Below are 26,583 nucleotides of genomic sequence, written 5' to 3' on the forward strand. Positions count from 1 at the left end.
TTGCTAAGATCTTCGACTAATTCTTCCGAATTAGCTAAAGACTTCGGAAAATCTTTGAATAAGATTTGACGAACCAGTAGCAAAAAGGGCATCATTTGATGCCCTTTTTCTGCACTATAAAAAATGTCTGTTGTTTTCTTATTCAATATGGCATTGAGCAGGTTTTTTGATTGAGGTGTTGCGTCTCAATCAATAAAAGAGTACGTCAATTAACTTAAATTGTCGTTTCATGGATTTGCCCTGCAACAGCGGGGTTGTTGTCGTCTATATTAAGACTTAGACAGGTTGGTTTTATGAAAGCAAATAATGCTGAAACTCCTGATAGCTCAAATGGCGCAGATATCTTCAAGTGGATTGTCACTTTTGTTCTGCTAGCTGCCGCTGTTGTGGGTAATTACCTGTATGGTGAAATGTCTGTAGTGATTCGCGCTGCAGGTGTTGTTGTACTAATCGCTGCTGCACTTGCTGCTGCTGCTACAACAACTAAAGGTAAAGCTGCGATCGAGTTTGCAAAAGAATCGCGTATGGAAGTACGCAAAGTAGTTTGGCCTACACGCCAAGAAACAATGCAAACGACTTTGATCGTGTTAGCTGTAAGTATTGTAATGGCTCTAGTGCTTTGGGGTATTGACGGCATTATGGTTCGTCTTGTCTCTTTTGTAACTGGGGTATAGAGGGTTTTAATTCATGAGTGAAGCGCCAAAAAAACGCTGGTATGTGGTTCAAGCCTTTTCTGGATTTGAAGGTCGTGTAGCCCAATCTCTTCGCGAGCATATCAAAATGCACAGTATGGAAGAGCTGTTTGGTGAAGTTCTCGTTCCTACTGAAGAAGTAGTTGAAATGCGCGCTGGTCAGCGTCGTAAATCTGAGCGTAAGTTCTTCCCTGGTTATGTCCTAGTTCAGATGATCATGAACGATGAATCATGGCACCTAGTACGCAGCGTGCCGCGTGTCATGGGCTTCATTGGTGGTACCTCTGATCGTCCAGCTCCTATCACTGATAAAGAAGCTGATGCGATTCTTAACCGTCTAGAGAAAGCAAGTGAAGCGCCTCGCCCACGTACTATGTACGAAGCGGGTGAAGTGGTTCGCGTTACTGATGGTCCATTCGCTGACTTTAACGGTACTGTTGAAGAAGTGGATTACGACAAGAGTCGTGTGAAAGTGTCTGTATCGATCTTTGGTCGTGCAACACCAGTAGAGCTTGAATTTGGTCAGGTTGAAAAACTGGACTAAAACTCGGATTTAAAGAGTATAAAAAATCACCTTTTTAGGCTTGTATAAGGCGCGAATTATGACTATAATTTCGCGCCTTATTACTTTGGTCGACAGCTTGGCTGACACTAAAGTAACGAGTTTTATATCAACGGGGAGCTGATCAGACGGTTAGCGTTCGTACCCAAAATTAGGAATTATCATGGCTAAGAAAGTTGAAGCTTACATCAAGCTGCAAGTTGCTGCTGGTATGGCAAACCCAAGTCCACCGGTTGGTCCTGCACTAGGTCAACACGGTGTTAACATCATGGAATTCTGTAAAGCGTTCAATGCGAAAACAGAATCTATCGAGAAAGGTCTACCTACTCCAGTTGTTATCACAGTATACAGCGATCGTTCTTTCACGTTCGTAACTAAGACTCCACCTGCTGCTGTTCTTCTTAAGAAAGCTGCTGGCGTTAAGTCTGGTTCAGGTCGTCCAAACACTGAAAAAGTGGGTACTGTAACTGACGCTCAAATCCAAGAAATCGCAGAAACTAAAGCTGCTGATATGACTGGTGCTGACATCGAAGCAATGAAGCGTTCAATCGCTGGTACTGCTCGTTCAATGGGCCTAGTGGTAGAGGGTTAATAAGATGGCTAAACTAACTAAGCGCATGCGCGTAATCCGCGAAAAAGTTGACGTAACTAAAGAATACGAAATCAACGAAGCTGTAGCTCTTCTTCAAGAACTAGCAACTGCTAAATTCGTTGAGTCTGTAGACGTTGCTGTTAACCTAGGCATCGATGCTCGTAAATCTGACCAGAACGTACGTGGTGCAACTGTACTACCTCACGGTACTGGCCGCGAAATCCGCGTTGCAGTGTTCACTCAAGGTGCAAACGCTGAAGCAGCTAAAGAAGCTGGCGCAGATATCGTAGGTATGGAAGATCTTGCTGAGCAAGTTAAGAAGGGCGAAATGAACTTCGACGTAGTTGTTGCTTCTCCAGATGCAATGCGCGTTGTAGGTCAACTAGGTACTATCCTAGGTCCTCGCGGTCTAATGCCAAACCCTAAAGTTGGTACTGTAACTCCTAACGTTGCTGAAGCTGTTAAGAACGCTAAAGCTGGTCAGGTTCGTTACCGTAACGACAAAAACGGCATCATCCACACTACTATCGGTAAAGCAAACTTCTCTGCTGAGCAGATCAAAGAGAACCTAGAAGCACTTCTAGTTGCTCTGAAGAAAGCTAAGCCGTCTTCTGCTAAGGGTACATTCCTGCAGAAAGTAAGCATCTCTACTACTATGGGTGCTGGTGTTGCTGTTGATCAGGCTAGCCTGAACACTCAAGCATAATATATTTGCTTAGGCGTGAAATTAATGTATAATTTCGCGCCTAATATTTGTGGTTGGGGCTGAACTTTGGTTCATTAAATTCTTTCTGAATTTGCTGTGAATTATGACCCAGTCTCCGTCCAAGACCGTAGGTGTCTGTTTTGAAATAGACTTAATCTTCCTACGTAGATGGTGCCCGAACTGACAGAAAGCTCTATGTAAATAGTTACCTTTCTTCTGGGAAGCACCTCAATAGCTCTCACTGTTGTGATAATAGTGAGTGGTGTAACGACAACCAGGAGTAAATCCAAGATGGCTTTAAACCTTCAAGACAAAAAAGCAATTGTTGCTGAAGTCAACGAAGCTGCCAGTGGTGCACTTTCTGCAGTTGTAGCTGACTCTCGTGGCGTTGAAGTGGGCGCGATGACTTCTCTACGTAAACAAGCTCGTGAAGCTGGTGTTTATGTACGAGTTGTTCGTAACACTCTAATGCGTCGTGCGGTTGAAGGTACAGATTACGAGTGTCTAACTGACACTTTCACTGGCCCTACTCTAATCGCATTCTCTAACGAGCACCCAGGTGCTGCAGCGCGTCTTTTCAAAGACTTCGCTAAAGAGAACAAAGACTTCGAGATCAAAGCTGCTGCATTTGAAGGCGCGCTAACTGACGCTGAAGTACTAGCGACACTACCAACTTACGACGAAGCAATCGCACGCCTAATGATGTGCATGAAAGAAGCTTCTGCTGGCAAGCTGGTACGTACCTTCGCTGCTATCCGCGATCAAAAAGAAGAAGCTGCGGCGTAAGCCTTGCTTTTTTCTGGTTGCTTAATAAACTTATTGTTGATTTAAAAGAGAATTGTTATGTCTATTACTAACGAGCAAATCCTAGACGCAGTTGCAGAAATGTCTGTAATGCAAGTTGTTGAACTTATCGAAGCAATGGAAGAGAAATTCGGCGTTTCTGCTGCTGCTGCTGTTGTAGCTGGCGGCGCTGCTGCAGGCGAAGCTGCTGCTGAGCAAACTGAATTCGACGTAATCCTAGAATCTGCTGGCGGTAACAAAGTTGCTGTAATCAAAGCAGTACGTGGCGCAACTGGCCTAGGTCTTAAAGAAGCTAAAGCTCTAGTAGACGGTGCTCCAGCACCTCTAAAAGAAGGCATCGAGAAAGCTGAAGCTGAAGCTCTTAAAGCTCAGCTAGAAGAAGCAGGTGCAAGTGTTACTGTTAAGTAATCATTGCATAGTTTCTTAGCCTAACGGCTAATGGCTGGTGGTTTTATAACCACCGGCCTTTTTGCGCTGTAGGGGTTGGGTGATTTTTCCGCTGTTTGAGCACCCAAGTTCCTAGCAAAAAACATTTCATTAGCTCTTAATGAAATGTCACTACGATCAAACAGATGTTAGTCACTGTCTCATTGCGATTCGAGACAGTTTGGGTCACTTATCAGCGAGCTGAGGAACCCCATGGTTTACTCTTATACCGAGAAAAAGCGCATCCGTAAGGACTTTGGTACTCGTCCACAAGTGTTGGACATTCCATACCTGCTATCGATCCAGCTCGATTCGTTCGAAAAATTCATCGAACAGGATCCTGAAGGTCAATACGGTCTTGAAGCTGCTTTCCGTTCTGTATTTCCAATTCAGAGCTACAACGGCAATTCCGAGCTGCAATACGTTAGCTACCGTCTTGGTGAGCCAGTTTTTGACGTTAAAGAATGTCAAATCCGCGGCGTAACTTATTCAAAACCACTACGCGTAAAACTACGCCTAGTTATCTTTGATAAAGACGCGCCAGCAGGTACTGTAAAAGACATTAAAGAACAAGAAGTCTACATGGGCGAAATTCCGCTTATGACAGACAATGGTACCTTCGTTATCAATGGTACCGAGAGGGTTATCGTATCCCAGCTGCACAGAAGCCCAGGTGTATTCTTCGACAGCGATAAGGGTAAGACCCACTCATCAGGTAAAGTTCTATATAATGCGCGCGTTATTCCTTACCGTGGTTCATGGCTTGATTTCGAGTTTGATCCTAAGGACAACCTATACGTACGTATTGACCGTCGTCGTAAGCTTCCAGCTTCGATCATTCTGCGCGCACTAGGTAAGACGTCAGAAGAGATCTTAGACATCTTCTTTGAGAAGGTGAACTTCGAAGTCAAAGATCAAACTCTATTGATGGAGCTTGTTCCTGATCGTCTACGTGGTGAAACTGCGTCTTTCGATATCGAAGCAGATGGCAAGGTTTATGTTGAAACTGGTCGTCGTGTAACTGCACGCCACATCCGTCAACTTGAAAAAGATGGCGTTGATCATATCGAAGTACCTGTTGAGTACATCGTAGGCAAAGTTGCGTCGAAAGATTACATCAACGAAGCGACTGGCGAGATCATTGTTGGTGCAAACCAAGAGATTTCTCTTGAAGCACTTGCTAACCTTTCTCAAGCTGGCCATAAAGCGCTAGAAGTTCTATTTACGAACGATCTAGACCACGGTCCATTCATGTCAGAAACACTACGTATCGACAGCACTGTTGATCGTATTTCTGCACTGGTAGAAATCTACCGCATGATGCGCCCTGGCGAGCCACCAACGAAAGAAGCCGCTGAAGCTCTATTCGAAAGCCTATTCTTCTCTGAAGAGCGTTACGATCTATCGACTGTTGGTCGTATGAAGTTCAACAGCTCTATCGAACGTGAAGATGCTCAAGAGCAAGGCACACTAGATGAAACTGATATCATCGAAGTGATGAAGAAGCTTATCGCTATCCGTAACGGCATCGGTGAAGTGGACGATATCGACCACCTAGGTAACCGTCGTATCCGTTCTGTAGGCGAAATGGCAGAAAACCAATTCCGCGTAGGTCTAGTACGTGTTGAACGTGCTGTTAAAGAGCGTCTAAGCCTTGGTGACCTTGATGCAATCATGCCTCAAGATCTAATCAACGCTAAGCCAATCTCTGCTGCGGTTAAAGAATTCTTTGGCTCTTCACAGCTATCTCAGTTCATGGACCAAAACAACCCGTTATCAGAAGTAACGCACAAACGTCGTATTTCTGCATTGGGTCCTGGCGGTCTAACTCGTGAACGTGCTGGCTTCGAAGTACGTGACGTACACGTAACTCACTACGGTCGTCTATGTCCTATCGAAACGCCTGAAGGTCCAAACATCGGTCTGATCAACTCTCTATCTGCGTTTGCGCGTTGTAACGAGTACGGTTTCCTAGAGACTCCATACCGTCGCGTAGTAGATGGCGTAGTAACAGACGAAGTAGATTACCTATCTGCTATCCAGGAAGGTCAGTACGTTATCGCTCAGGCGAACACTGTTCTTACTGAAGAAGGCACATTTGCTGAAGAGCTAATCACAGCTCGTCAGAAAGGTGAATCTGGCCTACACCCACGAGAACATGTTGATTACATGGACGTTGCAACTAACCAGGTTGTATCTATCGCTGCATCGCTTATCCCGTTCCTAGAACACGATGATGCGAACCGTGCATTGATGGGTGCGAACATGCAACGTCAGGCAGTTCCAACACTTAAGGCTGACAAGCCTCTAGTTGGTACGGGTATCGAGCGTAACATCGCAGTTGACTCTGGTGTTACAGCGGTAGCGAAACGTGGTGGTGTAATCCAGTCTGTAGATGCTTCTCGTATCGTTGTTAAAGTTAACGAAGACGAGCTGATCCCGGGTGAAGCGGGTATCGATATCTACAACCTAACTAAATACACTCGTTCTAACCAAAATACGTGTATCAACCAGCGTCCATGTGTGATGCCGGGTGAACCTGTAATGCGTGGTGATGTTCTTGCTGATGGTCCTTCAACAGACCTTGGTGAGCTAGCACTTGGTCAGAACATGCGTATCGCGTTCATGCCTTGGAATGGTTACAACTTCGAAGACTCGATCTTAGTATCTGAGCGCGTAGTTCAAGAAGACCGTTTCACAACTATCCACATTCAAGAGCTATCTTGTGTGGCGCGTGATACTAAGCTTGGTGCTGAAGAGATCACAGCTGACATTCCAAACGTAGGTGAGTCTGCTCTGTCTAAACTAGACGAGTCAGGTATCGTTTACATCGGTGCGGAAGTGAAAGGCGGTGACATCCTTGTAGGTAAAGTAACGCCTAAAGGTGAAACTCAGCTAACGCCTGAAGAGAAGCTACTACGTGCTATCTTCGGTGAGAAAGCGTCAGACGTTAAAGATACGTCTCTACGTGTACCAAACTCAGTTTCAGGTACGATCATCGACGTTCAAGTATTTACTCGTGACGGTGTTGAAAAAGACAAACGTGCACTTGAAATTGAACAGATGCAGCTGAAAGAAGCGAAGAAAGACCTTACTGAAGAATTCCAGATTCTTGAGGGTGGCCTTCTAAACCGCGTTAAAGCTGTACTTCTTGATGGTGGTTACACTGAAGCGAAACTAGACACGACTGATCGTAAGAAGTGGCTAGAGCTAACGCTTGAAGATGATGCTCTACAGACTCAGCTTGAACAGCTAGCAGAGCAGTACGACGAGCTAAAAGCTGACTTCGATAAGAAATTCGAAACTAAGCGTCGTAAGATCACACAAGGTGATGATCTAGCACCTGGCGTACTGAAGATCGTTAAGGTTTACCTAGCGGTTAAACGTCGTATCCAGCCTGGTGATAAGATGGCGGGTCGTCATGGTAACAAGGGTGTTATCTCTAAGATCAACCCTGTTGAAGACATGCCTTACGATGAGAAAGGTCAGCCGGTTGACATCGTACTGAACCCACTGGGTGTACCTTCGCGTATGAACATCGGTCAGATCCTAGAAGTACACTTAGGTCTGGCAGCGAAAGGTATTGGTGACAAGATCAACCAAATGGTGAAAGAGCAGCAAGAGCTAGCTAAGTTCCGTGACTTCCTACAGAAAGTTTACGATCTTGGTGAGACTCGTCAGCAAGTAGACATTGCGTCTCTATCTGATGATGAAGTGCGTACGCTGATCAGCAACCTACGCGGTGGTCTACCGATCGCGACTCCAGTATTTGACGGTGCGAATGAAACATCAATCAAAGAGCTGCTAAAACTAGGTGACCTACCGGAATCTGGTCAGCTAACGCTGTTTGATGGTCGCACAGGTGATGCGTTTGAGCGTCCTGTAACTGTTGGTTACATGTACATGCTGAAACTAAACCACCTTGTTGATGACAAGATGCACGCTCGTTCAACTGGTTCGTACAGCCTAGTAACTCAGCAACCACTTGGTGGTAAAGCTCAGTTCGGTGGTCAGCGTTTCGGTGAGATGGAAGTATGGGCACTAGAAGCATACGGTGCTGCTTACACGCTTCAAGAAATGCTAACGGTTAAGTCGGATGACGTTAACGGCCGTACTAAGATGTACAAGAACATCGTAGACGGTAACCACAGCATGGAACCTGGTATGCCAGAATCGTTCAACGTACTGTTGAAAGAGATCCGCTCGCTAGGTATCAACATCGAGCTAGAAGACGAAGAGTAATCCCTTCTTTCTTATATAGAAAAAGCGATTATTTGGTAGAAGGTGCTCACTTTTGCGGGTGAGCTCCTTTTAACTCCTTACAGGAGCTGATTGTGAAAGACTTATTAAACTTTCTAAAAGCGCAGCATAAGACCGAAGAATTTGATGCAATCAAAATCGGTCTATCTTCACCAGACATGATTCGCTCATGGTCTTTTGGTGAAGTTAAAAAACCTGAAACGATCAACTATCGTACGTTCAAGCCTGAGCGTGATGGTCTGTTTTGTGCGCGTATCTTTGGTCCAGTAAAAGACTACGAATGTCTTTGTGGCAAATACAAGCGTCTAAAACACCGTGGCGTAATCTGTGAGAAGTGTGGCGTTGAAGTTACACAAACTAAAGTTCGTCGTGACCGTATGGGCCACATCGAGCTTGCTTCACCAGTTGCTCACATCTGGTTCCTAAAATCGCTACCGTCTCGTATCGGTCTACTGATGGATATCCCTCTACGTGATATCGAACGTGTTCTTTACTTCGAAATGTACGTAGTAACTGAACCAGGTATGACTGATCTAGAAAAATCTCAGATGCTGACTGAAGAAGAGTATCTGGACCGTCTAGAAGAGTGGGGTGATGAGTTCACCGCTAAGATGGGTGCAGAAGCGATCAAAGACCTACTTGCGTCTATGGATCTGCCTGCTGAAATCGAAGAGATGCGTGAAGAGCTTCAGTCTACTAACTCAGAGACTAAGCGTAAGAAGATCACTAAGCGTCTGAAGCTAGTTGAAGCGTTCGTTCAATCGGGTAACAACCCAGAGTGGATGATCCTAACTGTGCTTCCGGTACTTCCGCCAGATCTACGTCCTCTAGTACCTCTAGATGGCGGTCGCTTTGCGACTTCTGATCTGAACGATCTATACCGTCGCGTAATCAACCGTAACAACCGTTTGAAGCGTCTACTAGAGCTAGCTGCTCCGGACATCATCGTACGTAACGAAAAACGTATGCTGCAAGAGTCTGTTGATGCGCTTCTAGATAACGGTCGTCGCGGTCGTGCGATCACAGGTTCGAACAAGCGTCCTCTGAAATCTCTTGCTGATATGATCAAGGGTAAACAAGGTCGTTTCCGTCAGAACCTTCTAGGTAAACGTGTAGACTACTCTGGCCGTTCTGTAATCACAGTAGGTCCATACCTTCGTCTGCACCAGTGTGGTCTTCCTAAGAAGATGGCACTTGAGCTATTCAAGCCATTTATCTACAGCAAGCTAGAGACTCGTGGTCTTGCGACGACAATCAAAGCTGCTAAGAAGATGGTAGAGCGCGAAGAAGCGATCGTTTGGGATATCCTAGACGAAGTTATCCGTGAACACCCAGTACTATTGAACCGTGCACCGACACTTCACCGTCTAGGTATCCAGGCATTCGAACCAGTACTAATCGAAGGTAAAGCGATTCAGTTACACCCACTAGTGTGTGCAGCGTACAACGCGGACTTCGATGGTGACCAAATGGCGGTTCACGTGCCTCTAACTCTAGAAGCACAGCTTGAAGCTCGTACTCTGATGATGTCGACAAACAACATTCTGTCGCCAGCGTCAGGTGATCCGATCATCGTACCTTCTCAGGACGTTGTATTGGGTCTTTACTACATGACTCGTGACAAGATTAACGTGAAAGGCGAAGGTATGTACCTTGCTAGCCCAGCTGAAGCTGAGAAGGCATACCGTACTAAGACTGCTGAGCTACACGCTCGCGTTAAAGTTCGTATCACTGAGACAGTTGTTGACGAAGATGGTAATAGCACTACAGAGACTAAGATGGTTGATACAACTATCGGTCGTGCAATGCTATGGCAAATCGTACCGGCAGGTCTACCGTACAGCATCGTTAACCAAAAGCTAGGTAAGAAGCAAATCTCTAACCTACTTAACGAAGCGTACCGTAAGCTTGGTCTGAAAGACACGGTAATCTTTGCTGACCAAATCATGTACACAGGTTTCGCATACGCGGCACTTTCTGGTGTATCTGTTGGTATCGACGACATGGTTGTACCTGCAGCGAAGTACACTGAGATTGAAGAAGCGGAAGCAGAAGTTCGCGAAATTCAAGAGCAGTACCAATCTGGTCTTGTAACTGCGGGTGAGCGCTACAACAAAGTGATCGATATTTGGGCATCGACCAACGATCGCGTAGCCAAAGCGATGATGGAAAACCTTTCATCTGAAACGGTAATTAACCGTGACGGTGAAGAAGAGCAGCAAGAGTCATTCAACAGCATCTACATGATGGCTGACTCGGGCGCTCGTGGTTCTGCAGCTCAGATTCGTCAGCTAGCGGGTATGCGTGGTCTGATGGCTCGTCCAGACGGCTCAATCATCGAAACGCCGATCACTGCGAACTTTAAAGAAGGTCTAAACGTACTTCAGTACTTTATCTCAACGCACGGTGCTCGTAAGGGTCTTGCGGATACGGCACTGAAAACTGCGAACTCGGGTTACCTAACTCGTCGTCTAGTAGACGTTGCGCAGGACGTTGTAGTACACGAACATGACTGTGGCACCCACGAAGGTGTTGACATGATGCCGCATATCGAAGGTGGTGACGTTAAAGTTGCACTTTCTGAGCTAGCTCTAGGTCGTGTTGTTGCTGAAGATGTTCTTAAGCCAGGTACTGAAGAAGTTCTGATTCCACGTAACACTCTAATTGATGAGAAGTGGTGTCAGATCATGGAAGAGAACTCAGTTGACCGCATGAAAGTGCGTTCTGTAGTTACTTGTGATGCAGACTTCGGTTGTTGTGCACAGTGTTATGGTCGTGACCTAGCACGTGGTCACCTAGTAAACCAAGGTGAAGCAGTGGGCGTTATCGCTGCTCAGTCTATCGGTGAGCCGGGTACACAGCTTACGATGCGTACGTTCCACATCGGTGGTGCGGCATCTACTGCAGCAGCAGAGAACAGCATCCAAGCGAAGACTACAGGTACAGTTAAGCTACACAACGCTAAGTTCGTAACGAACAAAGACGGTAAGCTTGTTATCACTTCTCGTGCATCTGAACTAACTATCATTGATGAGTTCGGCCGTACGAAAGAGAAACACAAACTGCCTTACGGTTCTCTACTAACTAAAGGCAACAACGATGCAGTTCAAGCTGGTGAAACAGTAGCGAACTGGGAAGCGCACACTATGCCAATCATCACTGAAGTGGCAGGTCGCATCCAATTCGTTGACATGATCGACGGTGTTACAGTTTCTCGTCAAACAGATGACCTAACAGGTCTTTCTTCAAGCGAAGTAACTGAAGCGGCAGCTCGCCCAGCAGCAGGTAAAGATATGCGTCCAGCTATCAAACTTGTTGATGAGCAAGGTAACGATGTAATGATCCCTGGTACTGATATGCCAGCTCACTACTTCCTACCAGGTAAAGCTATCGTAAACATCGAAGACGGAGCTGAAGTAGGTGTGGGTGATACACTTTCACGTATTCCTCAGAAGTCTGGCGGTAACCGAGACATCACCGGTGGTCTACCACGCGTAGCTGACTTGTTCGAAGCACGTAAGCCGAAAGAGCCTGCGATTCTTGCTGAGCACACAGGTACTGTGAGCTTCGGTAAAGAGACCAAAGGTAAACGTCGTCTAGTAATCACTCGTGAAGGTGGAGACACTTACGAAGAGATGATTCCTAAGCATCGTCAGCTTAACGTATTCGAAGGCGAGAAAGTTGAACGTGGTGACGTGATCGCAGATGGTCCAGAGTCTCCACATGACATTCTACGTCTACGTGGTATCCACGCTGTGACTCAATACATCGCGAACGAAGTTCAAGAAGTATACCGTCTCCAGGGCGTTAAGATTAACGATAAGCACATTGAGACTATCGTTCGTCAGATGCTACGCAAGTGTACTATTACTCACGCTGGTGACTCTGAGTTCCTAGCGGGTGAGCAGGTAGAATACGCGAACGTTAAGATTGCTAACCGTGCACTAGAAGCAGAAGGCAAAGAGCCAGCACGCTTCGAACGTGAGTTACTAGGTATCACTAAAGCATCGCTAGCGACTGAGTCGTTCATCTCTGCGGCATCGTTCCAAGAGACAACTCGCGTACTAACAGAAGCTGCAGTTTCTGGTAAGCGTGATGAGCTACGTGGTCTGAAAGAAAACGTAATTGTTGGTCGTCTGATTCCAGCAGGTACAGGTTTCGCTTACCACCAAGATCGTCAAGCTAAGCGCGTAGAAGAGCAAGAAGGTCCTTCAGCTGAACAAGCGACTGACAACCTTGCAGCACTACTTAACGCTGGCTTTTCTTCAGACGAATAAGTCTGCAGGCGAGTAATCGCGATCTAAGAAATGACAAAAGGCACCTTCGGGTGCCTTTTTTGTATTTGAGATATAGAAGAGAGCATTTAGTTCCTAGAAGCATTATTTGTACTGCTAGTCACTAGGAATGCAAAGTGGTTACGCGCCCGGCGGCACCGCTAAGCTATCGGCAATCAATTGAATCAGTTGATCTTCGACCTCAAAGCGTATTTCAATCGTTTCACCAATGAGTGATAAATCACGATCAAAGGATTCTAAGTCGTCTTCTTCGCTAACGGCGGCGTAGCGATCGGTGAAATCGAGCAGAGGTTCAGTAGTCAGGACAATTTGTCCGTAAGCCTTATTAATCTCATCTGTGGCCTCGAAACCCGTCGCGCGCCACTTATCCATCACCATATCGTAGATCTTAAAATGACCTTCAGAGATATAGTCGACGAGATGTTGGCAAAATATTTGAAGTTCTTTGGGGGTAGGAAGAGAAGAGAGTGAGGCTTTGGTTGAGCAGGGTTGCAGCGCGGCAAGCTTACAGTACTCAACGATTAGCGACTGTCTGGTTTCAAGCCAGTGGTCAATGACCTCACTTGAACCACCCCATTGTTCTTGTGTTTGTTTGAATTTATTTAGCATGACCATATCCTCATGATCGGATCACTTCTCCGGTGACCATTACGCTTTGACTCCCAAAGCACGTACAGAGTACAACCTCTTGTCCTTACAAGAATTTATAGTTTCAAAATTGCCGGACTACAAACTCTGGTATCAATTTAGATTGCCAGTAAAATAGGTGAACTGCAAGCGAAGAGGTAAGTCCATGTTAAAGAAAGGTGACATTAACCGTACGAAGAATGCTTATTGGTGTGTCGTGTCAGGAAGCGAGATTTGGCTATCTTCTGGCCAGCTTCCAATGGGGAGCGCACAGAGTTTAGACTTACCTTATGAGCAGGCAATAGAGATTGGTCAATGGGATGATCTACCACTGATGTGGCTCAATGAAGCGGATGTGACGCAAGAGCTAGAACTCACTTCATTGCGCGACTGCCTTCATTTCCCTCAAGCGTTATTTTTGCTGATGAGTAAAGCTATTCAATATGGACACATGAGCCAGAGTCTGCGTTTCTGCCCTCAATGTGGTGGCCGAAATCACCTCAACCACAACCAATTGGCGATGCAATGTGGTGACTGTCGGACATTACATTACCCACGTATTTTCCCTTGTATTATCGTTGCGGTGCGCAAAGAGAACCAAATCTTACTTGCACAACATCCAAGACATCGTAATGGTATGTATACCGTGATTGCGGGTTTTCTTGAGGTGGGCGAAACGCTAGAGCAGTGTGTGGCGCGTGAAGTTAAAGAAGAGACTGGGGTAGAGGTCAAAGACATTCGTTATTTTGGTAGTCAGCCGTGGGCTTTCCCGTCGAGTATGATGATGGGCTTTGTCGCGAATTATCACTGTGGTGAATTAAAGCCTGATTATAGTGAACTCAGCGATGCTCGTTGGTTTGACGTCGATACACTTCCACCTGTCGCCCCAGAGGGAACAATTGCTCGGCAGTTGATCGAATACACGTTAAACGAAATTAAACTATCTATTTGAAATGCAAAAAAAACCCTCCAGAAGGAGGGGGTAAGTAAGATGTCGTTATGAGATGCCAAGCACAGAGTGCTCGGTTTATAATTGTAGTTTTCGCTAGCAAACAAATTTTTAACACTGTTACGGGGTGGGTGCAAATTAAGCACTGATTTAAAAGTTAATAACTTGATCTAGGTTGCAAAGCACACCGCTTTTGCGAGCCAAACAGTGTTAGAATAGCCGCCAATAAAAACGAGCCTAAAAATCGGAAAATCGGAATGACTGAATTAAAGAATGACCGCTATCTTCGCGCGTTACTAAAACAGCCAGTTGACTACACTCCTGTATGGATGATGCGTCAAGCAGGTCGTTACCTGCCAGAATACAAAGCAACTCGCGCACAGGCGGGTGATTTTATGTCTTTGTGTAAAAACGCCGAGCTTGCCTCTGAGGTGACGCTTCAGCCATTACGCCGTTTTCCTTTAGATGCCGCGATTCTGTTTTCAGATATTCTAACGATTCCAGATGCGATGGGTCTTGAACTGCGTTTTGCAGCGGGTGAAGGGCCGGTATTTGATAAACCAATTACCTGTAAAGCGGATGTAGAAAAGATCGGTATTCCTGATCCTGAAGGTGAGCTTAAGTATGTCATGAATGCGGTGCGCCAGATTCGCAAAGATCTTAATGGTGATGTACCGTTGATCGGCTTTTCTGGTAGCCCATGGACACTAGCCACTTACATGGTCGAAGGTGGTAGCTCAAAGGCGTTCACTAAGATCAAGAAAATGATGTATGCCGAGCCACAGACTCTGCACCTACTGCTTGATAAGCTCGCAGACAGCGTGATCGAATATCTAAACGCACAAATCAAAGCGGGTGCGCAGTCTGTGATGGTATTTGACACTTGGGGTGGTGTTCTGACTCCGCGTGATTACAACCTATTCTCACTGCAATACATGCACAAAATTGTTGATGGTTTGATCCGTGAAAACGAAGGTCGTCGTGTGCCTGTGACCTTGTTTACCAAAAATGGCGGAATGTGGTTAGAGCAGATTGCTGCAACAGGTTGTGATGCCGTTGGTCTTGATTGGACGATCAATATCGCTGACGCAGTTGCACGTGTCGGTGATAAAGTCGCTCTGCAAGGTAACATGGATCCTTCTATGCTTTACGCCTCGCCAGAGCGCATTCGTGAAGAAGTTTCAACTATCCTTGCTGGTTTTGGTGATGCAGGTACAGGCCATGTGTTTAACCTAGGTCATGGTATCCACCTTGACGTGCCACCAGAAAATGCTGGCGTATTTGTTGAGGCGGTGCACGAATTATCCAAGCCGTACCACAAATAATTGAGTAATTGATAAAAAGCGCCTGATACGACCAGGCGCTTTTTTGTTATCGGTTACACTAGCCGCTATACTGCCGATAGTAACAGAGAAGGAATACGGAACATTCATGAAGACTCGCGACAAGATAGTGCTCGCTGCACTGGAACAATTTAATGAGCACGGTGAGCGTAATATTACCACCAACCATATTGCGGCCTATATCGATATCAGTCCGGGTAACCTGTATTACCACTTCCGTAACAAGCAAGAGATTGTTCGCGAAATTTTTGCGCTCTATTCCAATGAATTACTCGAACGCTTTACCCCGATTCAAGGTCAACAAGAGAGCTTAGTTCTGCTTAAGCACTATCTTGATTCCATTTTTACTTTGATGTGGAAGTATCGCTTTTTCTACGCCAACTTACCTGAAATCCTGCAGCGAGATGAATTGCTACACGAAGAATATATTCAAGTGCAGGATAAGCTGCAAACCAACTTGATTAACATTATGCGAGCGTTTGTTGCTCTCGATTTAGTGCAAGTTGATGACAGTGATATGCGCTCTTTAGTGACGACGCTGCATATGATCGCGTCAAGCTGGCTGGGGTATCAAGCGGCCATGTCACCGAAAACGCAGATTACCGAACAGGTTATTCACCAAGGCATGTTGCAAATGATCTCGGTAGTAAAACCTAAAGCAACCCCACAGGGCTTAGAGCAATTACAACTACTTGAAGATGGCGTGAAAGCGATTCACGCTTAAGATACGGTTCCAACTTATAACCAATTGAGATTGTTCAGCTATCACTAACCCATTAGAGTATCGAGAGATATTTTAATGGGTTTTATTTTATGCACTTCGACGTCTTCAATGGTGATGCCGACGGGATCATTGCGTTGCTGCAACTACGCTTGGCTGAGCCAAAATCTTCTAATTTGGTTACCGGAGTGAAACGGGATATTCAGTTACTCGACAAAATTGACACCTCTGCAGCTGATACGGTTACTGTGTTGGATATCTCAATGGAAAAGAATCTCGCAGGTCTTGAAAAAGCGTTGTTTTCTGGGGCTAAAGTCTTCTATGCCGATCATCATAAATCCGGGCTAATCCCAGCTCACGACAGTCTAGAGGCGCATATCGATTTAGACGCCAATACCTGCACTGCCTTGATTGTCGATAAGCTACTCACTGGTCGCTATCATACATGGGCAATTACGGCGGCTTATGGTGATAACTTGATTGCTAAAGCCGATGAGCTAGCCGATGTGGCGGGTTTGAGCGAGGAGCAGAAAGCGAAACTAAAAGAACTGGGCACCTTGATTAACTACAATGGGTACGGTTCTCAGTTGGATGACCTTCATTTTCACCCCGCAGATTTGTTTACGGCACTTTTGAGCTATGATGATCCATTTGCTGTTATTGCTGATCAAACATCACCCTTCCATTTACTGCGTGCTGCTTATCAACGAGACATGGAACAGGCGCTAGCGATAGATGCGTTATATCACAGTGAAAAGCTGGCCCTGTTTGAACTGCCAGATTTGCCATCTTCACGTCGTATCAGTGGTGTCTATGGTAACTTGCTCGCCAACCAAGCCCCCGACTCAGCTCACGCAGTGTTGACTGAAAATCGTGATGGTAGCTATACGGTTTCTTTGCGTGCCCCACTGAATAACAAACAAGGCGCTGGTGATATCTGTTCACAATTTGCCACCGGAGGTGGGCGAGCCGCCGCCGCAGGAATTAATGCTTTGGCAAAGAGTCAGTTAGAGGCATTTATTGCGGCAGTTGAAGCGTATTACTGAGTTGAGTATTAGTCTCTTATTAGAGTAAAAATGACGCCAGATTAGGCGTCATTTTCATCATATATGCTGTTTCTTCTTAGCTAACTAACGAGTTAGCCAACTTTTGGGGTTATGGGTTTTACTATTGCGGCGTATCTCAAAATAAAGTGATGGACGTGGCTGGCCTCCAGTATCGCCGGCAAGAGCAATTTTTTCTCCAGCGGAAACTTTATCCCCTTCTTTTTTCAACAAACTTTGGTTAAACCCATACAAAGTCATGTCTCCTTTTCCGTGGTCGAGGAGAATGACTAAACCATAGCCGCGTAAGTAGTCAGCGAATACCACGGTGCCAGAGTAAACGGCTTTAACGGATTGGCCGTAGTTTGCGTCAATGACCATGCCCTTCCAATTGATCTGCCCAGTCTGACGTGTGCCATAGTTATGTAGAATGCTTCCTTTCAATGGCCAAGGCAGTTTGCCTTTTTGGCGCGCTAGTCCATCCATTGGGATGGAGTTACGCTTGGCTGCTTTGGCTATCTCTGCTTTTAAGCGCGTCTCATTGCGTTGCAATTCAGACAGGTAGACTTTGTCATTCGAGATGCTTTTGCGAATCTGAGAGACCGTACCTTTACGTTGAGATTGCGTTTTTGCTAACTGATCCCGTTTGTTGGTTTGTTGGTTAAGTAAACTCGTGATCTGCTGTTTTTCAAGTTTGAGCTGCTCGCGACTGTTATCCAGCTCTTCGGCAGTTTTTTCCAGCTCATTAATGGTGGCAGCACGCTGCTTAGCAAGGTGTTGGAAGTATTGACTGATGCGATCTTCTTCGACGCCTTGGTTGAGGATATTTGACGACGATTTCGCCCGTTGCGTAACGTAATAGATCTGGAGTAGCTCGGCTAGTCGGTCACTTTGGGCCTTCTTCTGCTGTTCCAATTGTTCCACTTTGGACTCAAGTTGAGTGATGTTTTGATTGGTGGTCGCGAGAGACGCCTTGGTGGCTTTGATCTCTGCTTCTAAGCGGGTAATGGTAATTTCTTGTGATTTGAGAGATTGTTGCAGTGAATCGAGCTTTTTCTGTTGGGATGTCAGGGATTGCTTTTGACGCGAAATTTCACCGCTTACCCCTTTTAATTCGGCATTGCTTGCCGCGTAGCTAGGCAGTATTGCATAGGCAGATAGCATCAACCCAACAGCAAGCCAAACCTTGCTGGAAATGAAAGTCCTTACTCGCGGGCTAATCATATTACCAATATGTCCTAACTATTTGAGAAGCTTCCAGTATACCCAAACCTTTTGTCTAGAAGAAAGCCCAATGTCAAAGTTACCTTAAAACTAAAAAGCCCGAGCAATTGACGGCTCGGGCTTTGTTATTGGTCAGCTATGTGGCTTACTTAAACAGTACTTCGCCTGTCATTTCTGCTGGGATCTCTAATCCAGTTAGCGCTAGCATTGTTGGTGCTAGATCAGACAACTTACCACCTTGTTTGAACTCAACCGCTTTGTCACCAACGTAGATGAGTGGTACAGGTAAGTTAGTGTGAGCGGTGTGAGTACCGCCTGTCTCTGGGTCAACCATCATTTCTGCGTTGCCGTGGTCAGCTGTGATCAGCATTTGACCACCAACTTCCTCGATAGCGGCCGTTACTTTAGCAACACACGCATCGATTGCTTCGATCGCTTGCTCTGCTGCTTCGTAAACGCCAGTGTGACCAACCATATCTGGGTTAGGGTAGTTACAGATAATAGTGTCGTACTTACCAGATTTGATCGCTGCAACCATCTTTTCAGTTAGCTCTTCAGAACTCATTTCTGGTTGAAGGTCGTAAGTAGCCACTTTTGGAGAAGCAACAAGCTGACGCTCTTCACCGTCGAATTCATTCTCAACACCACCGTTGAAGAAGAAAGTTACGTGCGCGTATTTCTCCGTTTCAGAGATACGTAGCTGAGTCTTACCTTGCTTAGAGAGCCACTCACCGTAAGTATTCTCTAGAGAGGCTGGCGGGAACGCGATTGTTAGTGGGATGTCAGCAGCGTATTGCGTTAGCATTACGAAGTTGATTGCTGGGAATACTGCGCGTTCGAAGCCGTCGAATGCAGGAACGAAAGTACGTGTGATTTGACGAGCACGGTCAGCGCGGTAGTTCATGAAGATTACGGCATCGCCGTCTGCCATTACCGCATCTTCTTGGCCTTCTGCTTTGATTGCGGTTGCTTTAACGAATTCATCGTTCTCATCACGAGCGTATGCAGCTTCAAGACCAGCCACTGCAGTATCGAAAGTGAACTCTGCTTTAGCTTGGGTTAGTAGATCGTAAGCAACTTGAACGCGATCCCAGTTGTTATCACGGTCCATCGCGTAGTAACGGCCTACTAGAGAAGCCACTCGGCCTTTACCTAGTTTCGCGAATAAGTCTTGGAAGCGCTGTAGAGAGTTCTCTGCGCTGCGTGGCGGTGTGTCACGACCGTCTAGGAAGCAGTGTAGGTAGATTTTCTCTGCGCCACGTGCCGCTGCCATTTCAACGGCTGCGTAGATGTGATCTTCGTGAGAGTGTACGCCACCTGGAGACATAAGACCCATGATGTGAACAGCTTTGTCAGCTTTTACTGCCGCGTCAATCGCTTCAACCAGTGCAGCCGTGTGCTGGAACTCACCGTCAGCGATAGATTTAGTGATGCGAGTTAAGTCTTGGTACACCACGCGACCTGCGCCGATGTTAGTGTGACCAACTTCTGAGTTACCCATTTGACCGTCAGGTAGGCCAACATCCATGCCAGAAGCAGAGATTAGAGTGTTTGGTTTGTTAGCAAACAAGCTATCAAGGAATGGAGTATTTGCGTTTGCGATCGCGTTGCTTGCTGTATCTTCACGGTGACCGTAACCGTCAAGAATAACTAGAGCCATTGGCTTCTTAGCTGTCATAGTGATGACCTCGTCAAATTTCAAAGTAACTTTAGAAACAAAATTAGCGTAATTTTACTACACTTTTTAACCAAAACTGTAGGTTAAGATCAAATATTGTGTGCGAAATATTGTTGTTATTTTTCACCTTACTGATAGTAAGTCTTTCTTCAACCACCAGTAGCAACCATTTTCTAAGCCTATTTTCTCGCTTAAAAGATAAATTGAAAGTGGGAATTAGCTATTGCTGTAATAGCTAGCTAACCAGAATTCCCGTGCCCACAACAGCAACTATCGCTCCGAGCCAAGCGAATCGATTAGGTCGTTTACCAGAGTAAATCCAAAGTATAGGCAATAACATGATAGGCGTGGTAGAAGAGAGCAGTGCGACCATGCCCACATTGCCTTGTTGCAGTGCGTACAAGATCAACGTCATACCGACGGCCATGGCGAGAAAACCGTTGATCGCAGTGATAGAGAAGATTTTTGCGTTCATTGGTTTAGTGGCGCGAGCAAGGCGTGCTCCACTGAGGAAAAACACACAGTGGGCAACAAAAGCCGTCATCATACGCATCGCAGAAGCAGCAACGGGGTCAATCGCGGTTTGCATGATAGGTTTTGCAATGATGCCACCGAGTGCTTGACATAGCGCTGCGACCAACCCTAAGGCGACACCAATCCAGATATTGCCTTTGATTGACTCTAGATGATTATTAGCTTGCCCTCTGCGACCGAAAAAAATGGCCGTTAACACGCCGGAAAAGACCAATGCTGATCCGATCAATTCCATTGAGGTCATGGTTTCGCTAAAAAGGAAATAACCGAGTAGAGCGGAAAAGACTGCGTGACACGAGAAGAGCAAACCTGCTTGTCGCGGCCCCATACGATTCAAACAAGCAAACAGTGCGGTATCACCGATGAAAATTCCGATCACTCCGGACAACATCATGGCCGAAATTGCACTGGTTTCGACACTTGCCCAGCCGCCAGTAAACAGCGCCATAGTGCCCAAAATGACAGAGGTACACCCCATTCGCCATCGGCTATAGGCAAAGGTACCCAGATGCTGAGCCGGAACCACTGAGAGTAAACTGGCGACCGCCCAAAGAAATGCCGCGGCCAACGCCAGCCATTCATAACCCATCGACACGAATCCTTGTGATTTTGCAATATTACAGGCTGACAATATGCATTAAAACAAGGTGAAATCAAAGACTAAACCTAATTATCTACTTGGGTTTAGCCTTTGACTGTCATAGTGCTAAGTGGTTAAGGATGTGAGCACTCACTCAGGTAAGGAGGAGTGTGCCAGCGTAAACAATACTTAGGCCGATGATGCCGATAATGACACCCGACTTGGCCATATCTTTGCTTTCAATAAGACCAGTAGAGTAGGCCAAAGAGTTCGGTGGTGTTGAAACAGGGAGAATCATACCAAGAGAGGCTGAAAAAGCGACCACGATTAACAGACCTTGTAGTCCTCCAATCGCGGCTAAGCTCTCCATTGAAGCGCCAATCGCTGCCGCTATAGGCATGAGTAAGTTAGCTGTTGCGGTATTGGACATGAAGTTTGCCATCACCCAACACACCAGTGACATGCTCAGAACTACCGCCATTGGTGACAATGATTCATAGTCTATGGCGTGCGCCAATGCAAAGGCGAGCCCTGTTTTATCTAACCCAATACCAATCGCAATACCACCGGCAACTAACCACAATACGTCCCAGTTGATCAGTTTAAGTTCGGCTTTACCCATAATGCCCGTTAAAGTGAACACCGCTAGCGGAATAATCGATACCACATAGGTATTCATGCCATGCAGTTTCGTTGTCATCCACAATAATATTGTCCCGGCGAATGTTGCGTATACCACAATCGCACGCCAGCTTTTTTGAAACTGACCATCAAGCTTTAGAGTCATGGTTTGCTGTGAAGAGGGAAACAGTTTTTGCAGTAAAAACCACGCAATGGTGAGTTGGACTATCACAAATGGTACACCCATCATCATCCAACTAAGAAAATCGATACTGTTTTCTCCGGTCAGATACTGCAGCGCGATAGCGTTAGGCGGTGTGCCTATCGGTGTCGCAATACCGCCGGTATTTGCCGCGATAGGAATACACAGCACCAAAGCTTTGATGCCAATATCCCCTTTGGGGGCGGATGCAACGATAGGTCCTAATAAAGCGAGCATCATGACTGTTGTTGCAGTGTTGGACATAAACATCGAAAACACCGCTGTGATGAGCATAAGCCCCAGCATGATGAATTTAGGCTGGTGGCCAAAAGGCTTGAGTAGAACGCGAGCTAAGTTGTTGTCCAATTCGTATTTTGAAGCCGCAATAGCCAGCGCGAATCCCCCCATAAATAGGATGATGATCGGCGATGAAAAAGCACTGAAAATATCGGTGTAGTTCATCAGTTCGCCGAGATCATGGCCTTGAGGTGGCGTGCGAAATACATGTAAGCCCTTATTGGATATCATCACCAACTCAAGGGCAATGATTAAAATCGAGGTCGCAAACACAGGGACTGGCTCTAATACCCAGAGCAAAGCTGCGAGTAAAAAAATCGCCAGTAATCGATGCTGAATTAGGGTGAGATCGTCGATAGGGATCCAATCAATCGGCATAAACAGCACTCCGATTGGAAGTCCGAAACTGATCAGCAGCTTAATAATAATTCCCGAGTCTACCTTTGGCATATCAACGTGTACCTAAAAAGCATCAATTAGTCTTTAGGTTAAATTACAATCGATTTAAGGTCTTAGACGCAGTTTAGAATTTTGATAAACAGTTGGAATTGTTGGTAGAGATTTGTTTTGAGTCAAAAAAGCCCCGCGATAGCGAGGCTCAGGAAGAGTAGCGAGCTATTACTCTGCGTTTGGTTCAACCTGCGTTGTATGAGCGTAAGCTGTGCCCATAACGGTGGTTTCGCCCTGCTTCATTGTGTCATCAAATTTGACGCTATCTTTAGGGAAAAGGTTGATCACAGTAGAGCCAAGTTTAAAGCGGCCCATCTCTTCACCTTTTTTCAAAATGACGGCTTTGTTACCTTCCGTTGGGTAATCCCATTTGTAGACTGTGTTACCGCGAGGTGGCGTAATCGTGCCTGCCCATACTTGTTCAATACTGCCGACAATGGTCGCACCGACAAGCACTTGAGCCATAGGGCCAAACTCGGTATCAAAAATACACACTACGCGTTCGTTGCGTGCAAATAAGTTTGGCACGTTTTCCGCGGTTAATGGGTTAACAGAGAAGAGGTCGCCTGGTACATAAATCATCTGACGCAGAGTGCCATCGCATGGCATATGAACGCGGTGGTAGTCGCGTGGCGAGAGGTAAAGTGTCGCAAACTCACCGTCAGCAAATTCTTGCGCTAATGCGGCATCACCGCCGAGTAATTCCTGAGCGCTAAAATCGTGGCCCTTGGCTTGGATCAGTTTACCATCGGTAATTGGGCCAAACTGGCTCACACAAGCGTCGGCAGGGTGAGTGATGATACTTGCGCCTTCCGCAACAGGTCGAGCACCTTCTTTCAGTTCGCGAACGAAAAACTCATTAAATGTTTTGAAGTGCTTTGGATCAGAGTGACGCGCTTCATCCATATTGACGTTGTACTGTTTGATAAACCACTTAATCACAGCGGTGGTTAGGCCACCCGCTTTTGCAGAGGCGAGTTTGCCCATTAAGCGTGTTAGACCGTGTTGTGGGATCCAATATTGCAGTCCAACTTTAATCTTATCCATTGTGTTCAATTCCAATGCTATTTTGATGATTGTCTAGTTTCTGGGCGCGAGATGTTACTCAAGTTGCAGCCAAAAGTCAGCAGTTGCGATAGTTTGCTTACAAATTTGTGGTTACAAATCAGCTTTTTTATTGCGAGAGTATTGTCGGTTAGCCTTGTTCTCCGCCATGCTTTCTAAAATGCGGTGGTAATTTTCAAAGCGAATCTCGTTGATCTCTCCATCTTCGACGGCTTGACGTAGTACACAACCTGGGTCGTCAGTGTGTTTACAGTCTCGGAACTTACAACCACCTAAGAAAGGTCTGAACTCGACAAAAGCTTTAGTGACCTCTTCGGCTTCTAAGTGCCACAGGCCAAATTCTCGTACCCCAGGCGAGTCGATAAGATCACCGCCAGTTGGGATATGGTAAAGGCGTGATGCAGTAGTCGTGTGCTGACCTAAGCCTGAGTTTTCCGAAATTTCGCCTTCTTCGACATTAAACTGTGGCATCAAAGCATTAACCAGACTGGATTTGCCCACACCAGATTGTCCGACAAAGATATTGATTCTGTTTTTCAATTCAGCTTCAAGCTCTGCAATGCCTTCACCGGTTTGTTTACTGACGAACAACACCTTGTAGCCAATACGTTGGTATTCACTAAGCCATGTTTTGTACTCGTCCAATTGCTCTTTTTCTAATAGATCAATCTTATTTAACACCAGTAGAGGAGCAATGCTTAGAGTTTCAGACGCGACAAGGTAGCGGTCAATGATGTTGAGTGATAACTCAGGTAGCACGGATGAAACAATCACCATTTGATCAACGTTGGCGGCGACTGGTTTTAAGCCGTCGTAATAATCAGGACGAGTTAAAACGGATGTTCGCGGTTCAACGGCTTCAACGACTCCACTGATCCCTTCCATAATTTCTAATCCGGGGCGCCAAATAACTTTGTCGCCAGAGACGAGAGTTTCGATACCGCGACGTAAGTTACAACGCTGGATTTCTCCGCTTTCGAGATCTTCGATATCAGCGTGCTGTCCAAAACGAGTGATAACCAGGCCTGATTTGCTTCCGCCAAGCATCGATTCGTCCCATTGGACAGACTCTTCTTGCTTGAGTTTGCGCTTTTGGTTATGGCGTACACGCCTGACCTGACCTTTGGTTAACTTTTTCTTTTTAGCCACGTTTCTCTACTTCAGTTGATTAATTTATCGAGTGATACCTGTGCGACAGCGTGCATCTCAATCTATCTTGGGTATCGGAATTTGGGTATAGTACCTTTTTTATCTTAAAACCAATAGGCAACGATTTATGTCCTTTAGCGATCAAAATTTAATTTGGATTGATCTTGAGATGACAGGACTCGACCCTGAAACCCATAAAGTCATCGAAATTGCTACCATAGTGACAGACAGTGAATTGAATATTTTAGCTGAAGGACCTGTACTTGCCATCCATCAGCCTGATGTCGAGTTGGCGAAAATGGACGAATGGTGTACGACAACGCATACGGGTAGCGGCCTTGTCGCTCGTGTTCGTGCAAGTGATATCGATGAGCAAGAAGCGGTTCGTCAAACCGTGGAGTTCTTAGAAAAGTGGGTGTCCAAAGGGAAGTCGCCAATTTGTGGCAATAGTGTCGGCCAGGATCGTCGCTTTCTATACAAACATATGCCTGAGCTGGAAGAATATTTCCACTACCGTTATATCGATGTCAGTACACTAAAAGAGCTCACGCGCCGTTGGAAGCCAGAAGTGTTAGATGGTTTTAGCAAAAAAGGCAGTCATTTAGCGTTGGATGATATTAGAGAGTCGATTGCTGAGTTGCAATACTACCGACAAACCATCATCTCAATCTAATCATGTATCCCGTATAATGCCAGCAACCTTTGCTGGCATTATTGTTTATGGGATTGGTAGGAAAACAAACTGCGCTACGCCATGAGCCACTTTAGTGATACTACGATTGGTTTTATCTGCAACGATCAACGCCATCATATCTTGAATCATGACCATCTTAGTGAATAGTCTGTCAAAGCTTATATCTCCGCCATTGTCATTGGTCTCATTGCTGTAGATCAGCGGATTACCATATTGGTCACGGCGGTGATAAAGTCTCCAGACAAAGATCTCTATGTTTCTCGCACTGTTGTAAAGCGCTTGCTCATCCAATGAATCCAGAATGAAAAATTCCTGCTGGTGGTTGTAGGATCGGCGCAACATTTCAGAGAGGCCAACGATAGCGGCAAATACTCGGTCACCTTGAAACGTCTCGTCAAAACTCAGCAAAATCGCATCAATTCCCGTTACGCCGTTGAGCTCATCAAAAATCAGTGGCGGTAGTTCAATGCTGTTTTCTGATCCAAAAATCTGTTTGATACGGCTATCTATTGTCGCTGCTGGGTTCTTATGCAGTTGGATTGGGTTACGTACATAAAGTTTACGCGTTAGCTCGATCATTTGCAGTTTTAATTGGCGGGCGTGAACATCGGTAACGAAATCAACGTCGCTTTTGCCAAGATTACGCACTGTTTTGGGCATCGAACCGCAACCGACAACGAACATGCAGACTGCAATGGCAAAGCATGCTTTAAAACAGGTCTTATAAAGCGACATGGATTAGGAATCCTTAACCTAGGGAAGGTTTACACGACAATAAGGGGTAAGTATCAGCAGTAGTTATATAAAAAATCGTAATCATCAGCGAGTTGAAGCAAGAAAAATGCAGGTCAATATCCCACTTTGAGTCGTGTTCAAATTGTGAGTATGATTTTTAGCGAAATACAAATTGTTTGAATTTCAATCTGTTTTTATAGGCGATGTGCGATTTTTGTCCAAATAAGAAAAAAACAGACATTTTTTTCATGAAGGACTTGCATCACAAAAAAATGCTCTTATAATTCGCAGCCCTGAACGACGGAAACGTTGTGAATGCGACACTAGCTCAGTT

General features: G+C 45.7%; 21 protein-coding genes. 13 read left to right on the top strand and 8 right to left on the bottom strand.

Translation table 11 applies throughout. The features are described from left to right. Positions 1-293: 293 nt before the first annotated feature. The 8 genes from secE (at position 294) to rpoC (ending at position 12,319) form a co-directional block, all read left to right on the top strand. On the top strand, positions 294-674 hold the full coding sequence (secE, locus tag TW81_RS04445) for a preprotein translocase subunit SecE (RefSeq protein WP_045954528.1): 381 nt from the start codon (positions 294-296) through the stop codon (positions 672-674). 13 nt (positions 675-687) lie between these two features. Continuing rightward, positions 688-1,236 (top strand): transcription termination/antitermination protein NusG, encoded by a 549-nt coding sequence (nusG, locus tag TW81_RS04450; protein ID WP_004415884.1) that lies wholly within the window; start codon positions 688-690, stop codon positions 1,234-1,236. Between the two features lie 181 nt (positions 1,237-1,417). Continuing rightward, positions 1,418-1,846 (top strand): 50S ribosomal protein L11, encoded by a 429-nt coding sequence (rplK, locus tag TW81_RS04455; protein WP_005384682.1) that lies wholly within the window; start codon positions 1,418-1,420, stop codon positions 1,844-1,846. A gap of 4 nt (positions 1,847-1,850) precedes the next feature. Continuing rightward, complete coding sequence (rplA, locus tag TW81_RS04460) at positions 1,851-2,552, top strand: 50S ribosomal protein L1 (RefSeq protein WP_045954529.1); 702 nt, start codon at positions 1,851-1,853, stop codon at positions 2,550-2,552. A gap of 291 nt (positions 2,553-2,843) precedes the next feature. Further along, positions 2,844-3,338, top strand: coding sequence for a 50S ribosomal protein L10 (gene rplJ / locus TW81_RS04465; RefSeq protein WP_045954530.1), 495 nt, complete (start codon positions 2,844-2,846; stop codon positions 3,336-3,338). A gap of 57 nt (positions 3,339-3,395) precedes the next feature. After that, positions 3,396-3,764 (top strand): 50S ribosomal protein L7/L12, encoded by a 369-nt coding sequence (rplL, locus tag TW81_RS04470; protein ID WP_045954531.1) that lies wholly within the window; start codon positions 3,396-3,398, stop codon positions 3,762-3,764. 231 nt (positions 3,765-3,995) lie between these two features. After that, positions 3,996-8,024 carry a DNA-directed RNA polymerase subunit beta gene (gene rpoB, locus TW81_RS04475; RefSeq protein ID WP_045954532.1) on the top strand — a complete coding sequence of 1,343 codons (4,029 nt, stop codon included), beginning with the start codon at positions 3,996-3,998 and terminating at the stop codon, positions 8,022-8,024. Positions 8,025-8,116: 92 nt separating this feature from the next. Further along, on the top strand, positions 8,117-12,319 hold the full coding sequence (gene rpoC, locus TW81_RS04480) for a DNA-directed RNA polymerase subunit beta' (RefSeq protein ID WP_045954533.1): 4,203 nt from the start codon (positions 8,117-8,119) through the stop codon (positions 12,317-12,319). Positions 12,320-12,457: 138 nt separating this feature from the next. Here the strand turns inward: rpoC and rsd are convergent, their stop codons facing one another. After that, positions 12,458-12,952 (bottom strand): sigma D regulator, encoded by a 495-nt coding sequence (gene rsd, locus TW81_RS04485; protein ID WP_084715803.1) that lies wholly within the window; start codon positions 12,950-12,952, stop codon positions 12,458-12,460. Between the two features lie 178 nt (positions 12,953-13,130). Here rsd and nudC point away from each other — a divergent pair, with 178 nt between their 5' ends. From nudC to TW81_RS04505, 4 genes are all read left to right on the top strand, one after another. Further along, positions 13,131-13,916, top strand: coding sequence for an NAD(+) diphosphatase (gene nudC / locus TW81_RS04490; protein WP_045954535.1), 786 nt, complete (start codon positions 13,131-13,133; stop codon positions 13,914-13,916). Between the two features lie 254 nt (positions 13,917-14,170). Beyond that, entirely contained in the window at positions 14,171-15,238 is a 1,068-nt protein-coding gene (gene hemE, locus TW81_RS04495; protein ID WP_045954536.1) for a uroporphyrinogen decarboxylase, read from the top strand. A gap of 106 nt (positions 15,239-15,344) precedes the next feature. Then, a complete protein-coding gene (locus TW81_RS04500; RefSeq protein WP_045954537.1) occupies positions 15,345-15,980 on the top strand; it encodes a TetR/AcrR family transcriptional regulator in 636 nt (211 codons plus the stop codon). A gap of 89 nt (positions 15,981-16,069) precedes the next feature. Continuing rightward, on the top strand, positions 16,070-17,023 hold the full coding sequence (locus TW81_RS04505; RefSeq protein ID WP_045954538.1) for a DHHA1 domain-containing protein: 954 nt from the start codon (positions 16,070-16,072) through the stop codon (positions 17,021-17,023). Between the two features lie 84 nt (positions 17,024-17,107). Here TW81_RS04505 and TW81_RS04510 read toward each other — a convergent pair whose 3' ends face one another. The 6 genes from TW81_RS04510 to rsgA form a co-directional block, all read right to left on the bottom strand. Continuing rightward, the gene (locus TW81_RS04510) at positions 17,108-18,244 is read right to left on the bottom strand and encodes a murein hydrolase activator EnvC family protein (RefSeq protein ID WP_045954539.1); all 1,137 of its coding nucleotides are present in this window, start codon (positions 18,242-18,244) and stop codon (positions 17,108-17,110) included. 145 nt (positions 18,245-18,389) lie between these two features. After that, positions 18,390-19,922 carry a 2,3-bisphosphoglycerate-independent phosphoglycerate mutase gene (gpmM, locus tag TW81_RS04515; protein ID WP_045954540.1) on the bottom strand — a complete coding sequence of 511 codons (1,533 nt, stop codon included), beginning with the start codon at positions 19,920-19,922 and terminating at the stop codon, positions 18,390-18,392. Between the two features lie 235 nt (positions 19,923-20,157). Further along, a complete protein-coding gene (locus TW81_RS04520) occupies positions 20,158-21,045 on the bottom strand; it encodes a DMT family transporter (RefSeq protein ID WP_045954541.1) in 888 nt (295 codons plus the stop codon). A 145-nt stretch (positions 21,046-21,190) separates the two neighbouring features. Further along, positions 21,191-22,606: an SLC13 family permease gene (locus TW81_RS04525; protein ID WP_045954542.1), complete on the bottom strand. Its 1,416-nt coding sequence runs from the start codon at positions 22,604-22,606 to the stop codon at positions 21,191-21,193. Between the two features lie 168 nt (positions 22,607-22,774). Then, on the bottom strand, positions 22,775-23,653 hold the full coding sequence (gene asd / locus TW81_RS04530; RefSeq protein ID WP_045954543.1) for an archaetidylserine decarboxylase: 879 nt from the start codon (positions 23,651-23,653) through the stop codon (positions 22,775-22,777). Between the two features lie 111 nt (positions 23,654-23,764). Continuing rightward, positions 23,765-24,820, bottom strand: coding sequence for a small ribosomal subunit biogenesis GTPase RsgA (gene rsgA, locus TW81_RS04535; RefSeq protein ID WP_045954544.1), 1,056 nt, complete (start codon positions 24,818-24,820; stop codon positions 23,765-23,767). Positions 24,821-24,947: 127 nt separating this feature from the next. Here rsgA and orn point away from each other — a divergent pair, with 127 nt between their 5' ends. Continuing rightward, entirely contained in the window at positions 24,948-25,493 is a 546-nt protein-coding gene (orn, locus tag TW81_RS04540; protein WP_045954545.1) for an oligoribonuclease, read from the top strand. 45 nt (positions 25,494-25,538) lie between these two features. On the opposite strand, the gene TW81_RS04545 is transcribed toward orn, so the two are convergent. Further along, positions 25,539-26,198 carry a hypothetical protein gene (locus TW81_RS04545; RefSeq protein ID WP_420835056.1) on the bottom strand — a complete coding sequence of 220 codons (660 nt, stop codon included), beginning with the start codon at positions 26,196-26,198 and terminating at the stop codon, positions 25,539-25,541. Between the last annotated feature and the right edge of the window lie 385 nt (positions 26,199-26,583).

Source organism: Vibrio galatheae, from assembly GCF_000967545.1.
Taxonomy (GTDB): domain Bacteria; phylum Pseudomonadota; class Gammaproteobacteria; order Enterobacterales; family Vibrionaceae; genus Vibrio; species Vibrio galatheae.

Excerpts from the sequence above, each read along its gene's own strand:
- secE (WP_045954528.1), top strand. The coding sequence starts at position 294 with ATGAAAGCAAATAATGCTGAAACTCCTGATAGCTCAAATGGCGCAGAT.
- nusG (WP_004415884.1), top strand. The coding sequence starts at position 688 with ATGAGTGAAGCGCCAAAAAAACGCTGGTATGTGGTTCAAGCCTTTTCT.
- rplK (WP_005384682.1), top strand. The coding sequence starts at position 1,418 with ATGGCTAAGAAAGTTGAAGCTTACATCAAGCTGCAAGTTGCTGCTGGT.
- rplA (WP_045954529.1), top strand. The coding sequence starts at position 1,851 with ATGGCTAAACTAACTAAGCGCATGCGCGTAATCCGCGAAAAAGTTGAC.
- rplJ (WP_045954530.1), top strand. The coding sequence starts at position 2,844 with ATGGCTTTAAACCTTCAAGACAAAAAAGCAATTGTTGCTGAAGTCAAC.
- rplL (WP_045954531.1), top strand. The coding sequence starts at position 3,396 with ATGTCTATTACTAACGAGCAAATCCTAGACGCAGTTGCAGAAATGTCT.
- rpoB (WP_045954532.1), top strand. The coding sequence starts at position 3,996 with ATGGTTTACTCTTATACCGAGAAAAAGCGCATCCGTAAGGACTTTGGT.
- rsd (WP_084715803.1), bottom strand. The coding sequence starts at position 12,952 with ATGGTCATGCTAAATAAATTCAAACAAACACAAGAACAATGGGGTGGT.
- nudC (WP_045954535.1), top strand. The coding sequence starts at position 13,131 with ATGTTAAAGAAAGGTGACATTAACCGTACGAAGAATGCTTATTGGTGT.
- hemE (WP_045954536.1), top strand. The coding sequence starts at position 14,171 with ATGACTGAATTAAAGAATGACCGCTATCTTCGCGCGTTACTAAAACAG.
- TW81_RS04500 (WP_045954537.1), top strand. The coding sequence starts at position 15,345 with ATGAAGACTCGCGACAAGATAGTGCTCGCTGCACTGGAACAATTTAAT.
- TW81_RS04505 (WP_045954538.1), top strand. The coding sequence starts at position 16,070 with ATGCACTTCGACGTCTTCAATGGTGATGCCGACGGGATCATTGCGTTG.
- TW81_RS04510 (WP_045954539.1), bottom strand. The coding sequence starts at position 18,244 with ATGATTAGCCCGCGAGTAAGGACTTTCATTTCCAGCAAGGTTTGGCTT.
- gpmM (WP_045954540.1), bottom strand. The coding sequence starts at position 19,922 with ATGACAGCTAAGAAGCCAATGGCTCTAGTTATTCTTGACGGTTACGGT.
- TW81_RS04520 (WP_045954541.1), bottom strand. The coding sequence starts at position 21,045 with ATGGGTTATGAATGGCTGGCGTTGGCCGCGGCATTTCTTTGGGCGGTC.
- TW81_RS04525 (WP_045954542.1), bottom strand. The coding sequence starts at position 22,606 with ATGCCAAAGGTAGACTCGGGAATTATTATTAAGCTGCTGATCAGTTTC.
- asd (WP_045954543.1), bottom strand. The coding sequence starts at position 23,653 with ATGGATAAGATTAAAGTTGGACTGCAATATTGGATCCCACAACACGGT.
- orn (WP_045954545.1), top strand. The coding sequence starts at position 24,948 with ATGTCCTTTAGCGATCAAAATTTAATTTGGATTGATCTTGAGATGACA.
- TW81_RS04545 (WP_420835056.1), bottom strand. The coding sequence starts at position 26,198 with ATGTTCGTTGTCGGTTGCGGTTCGATGCCCAAAACAGTGCGTAATCTT.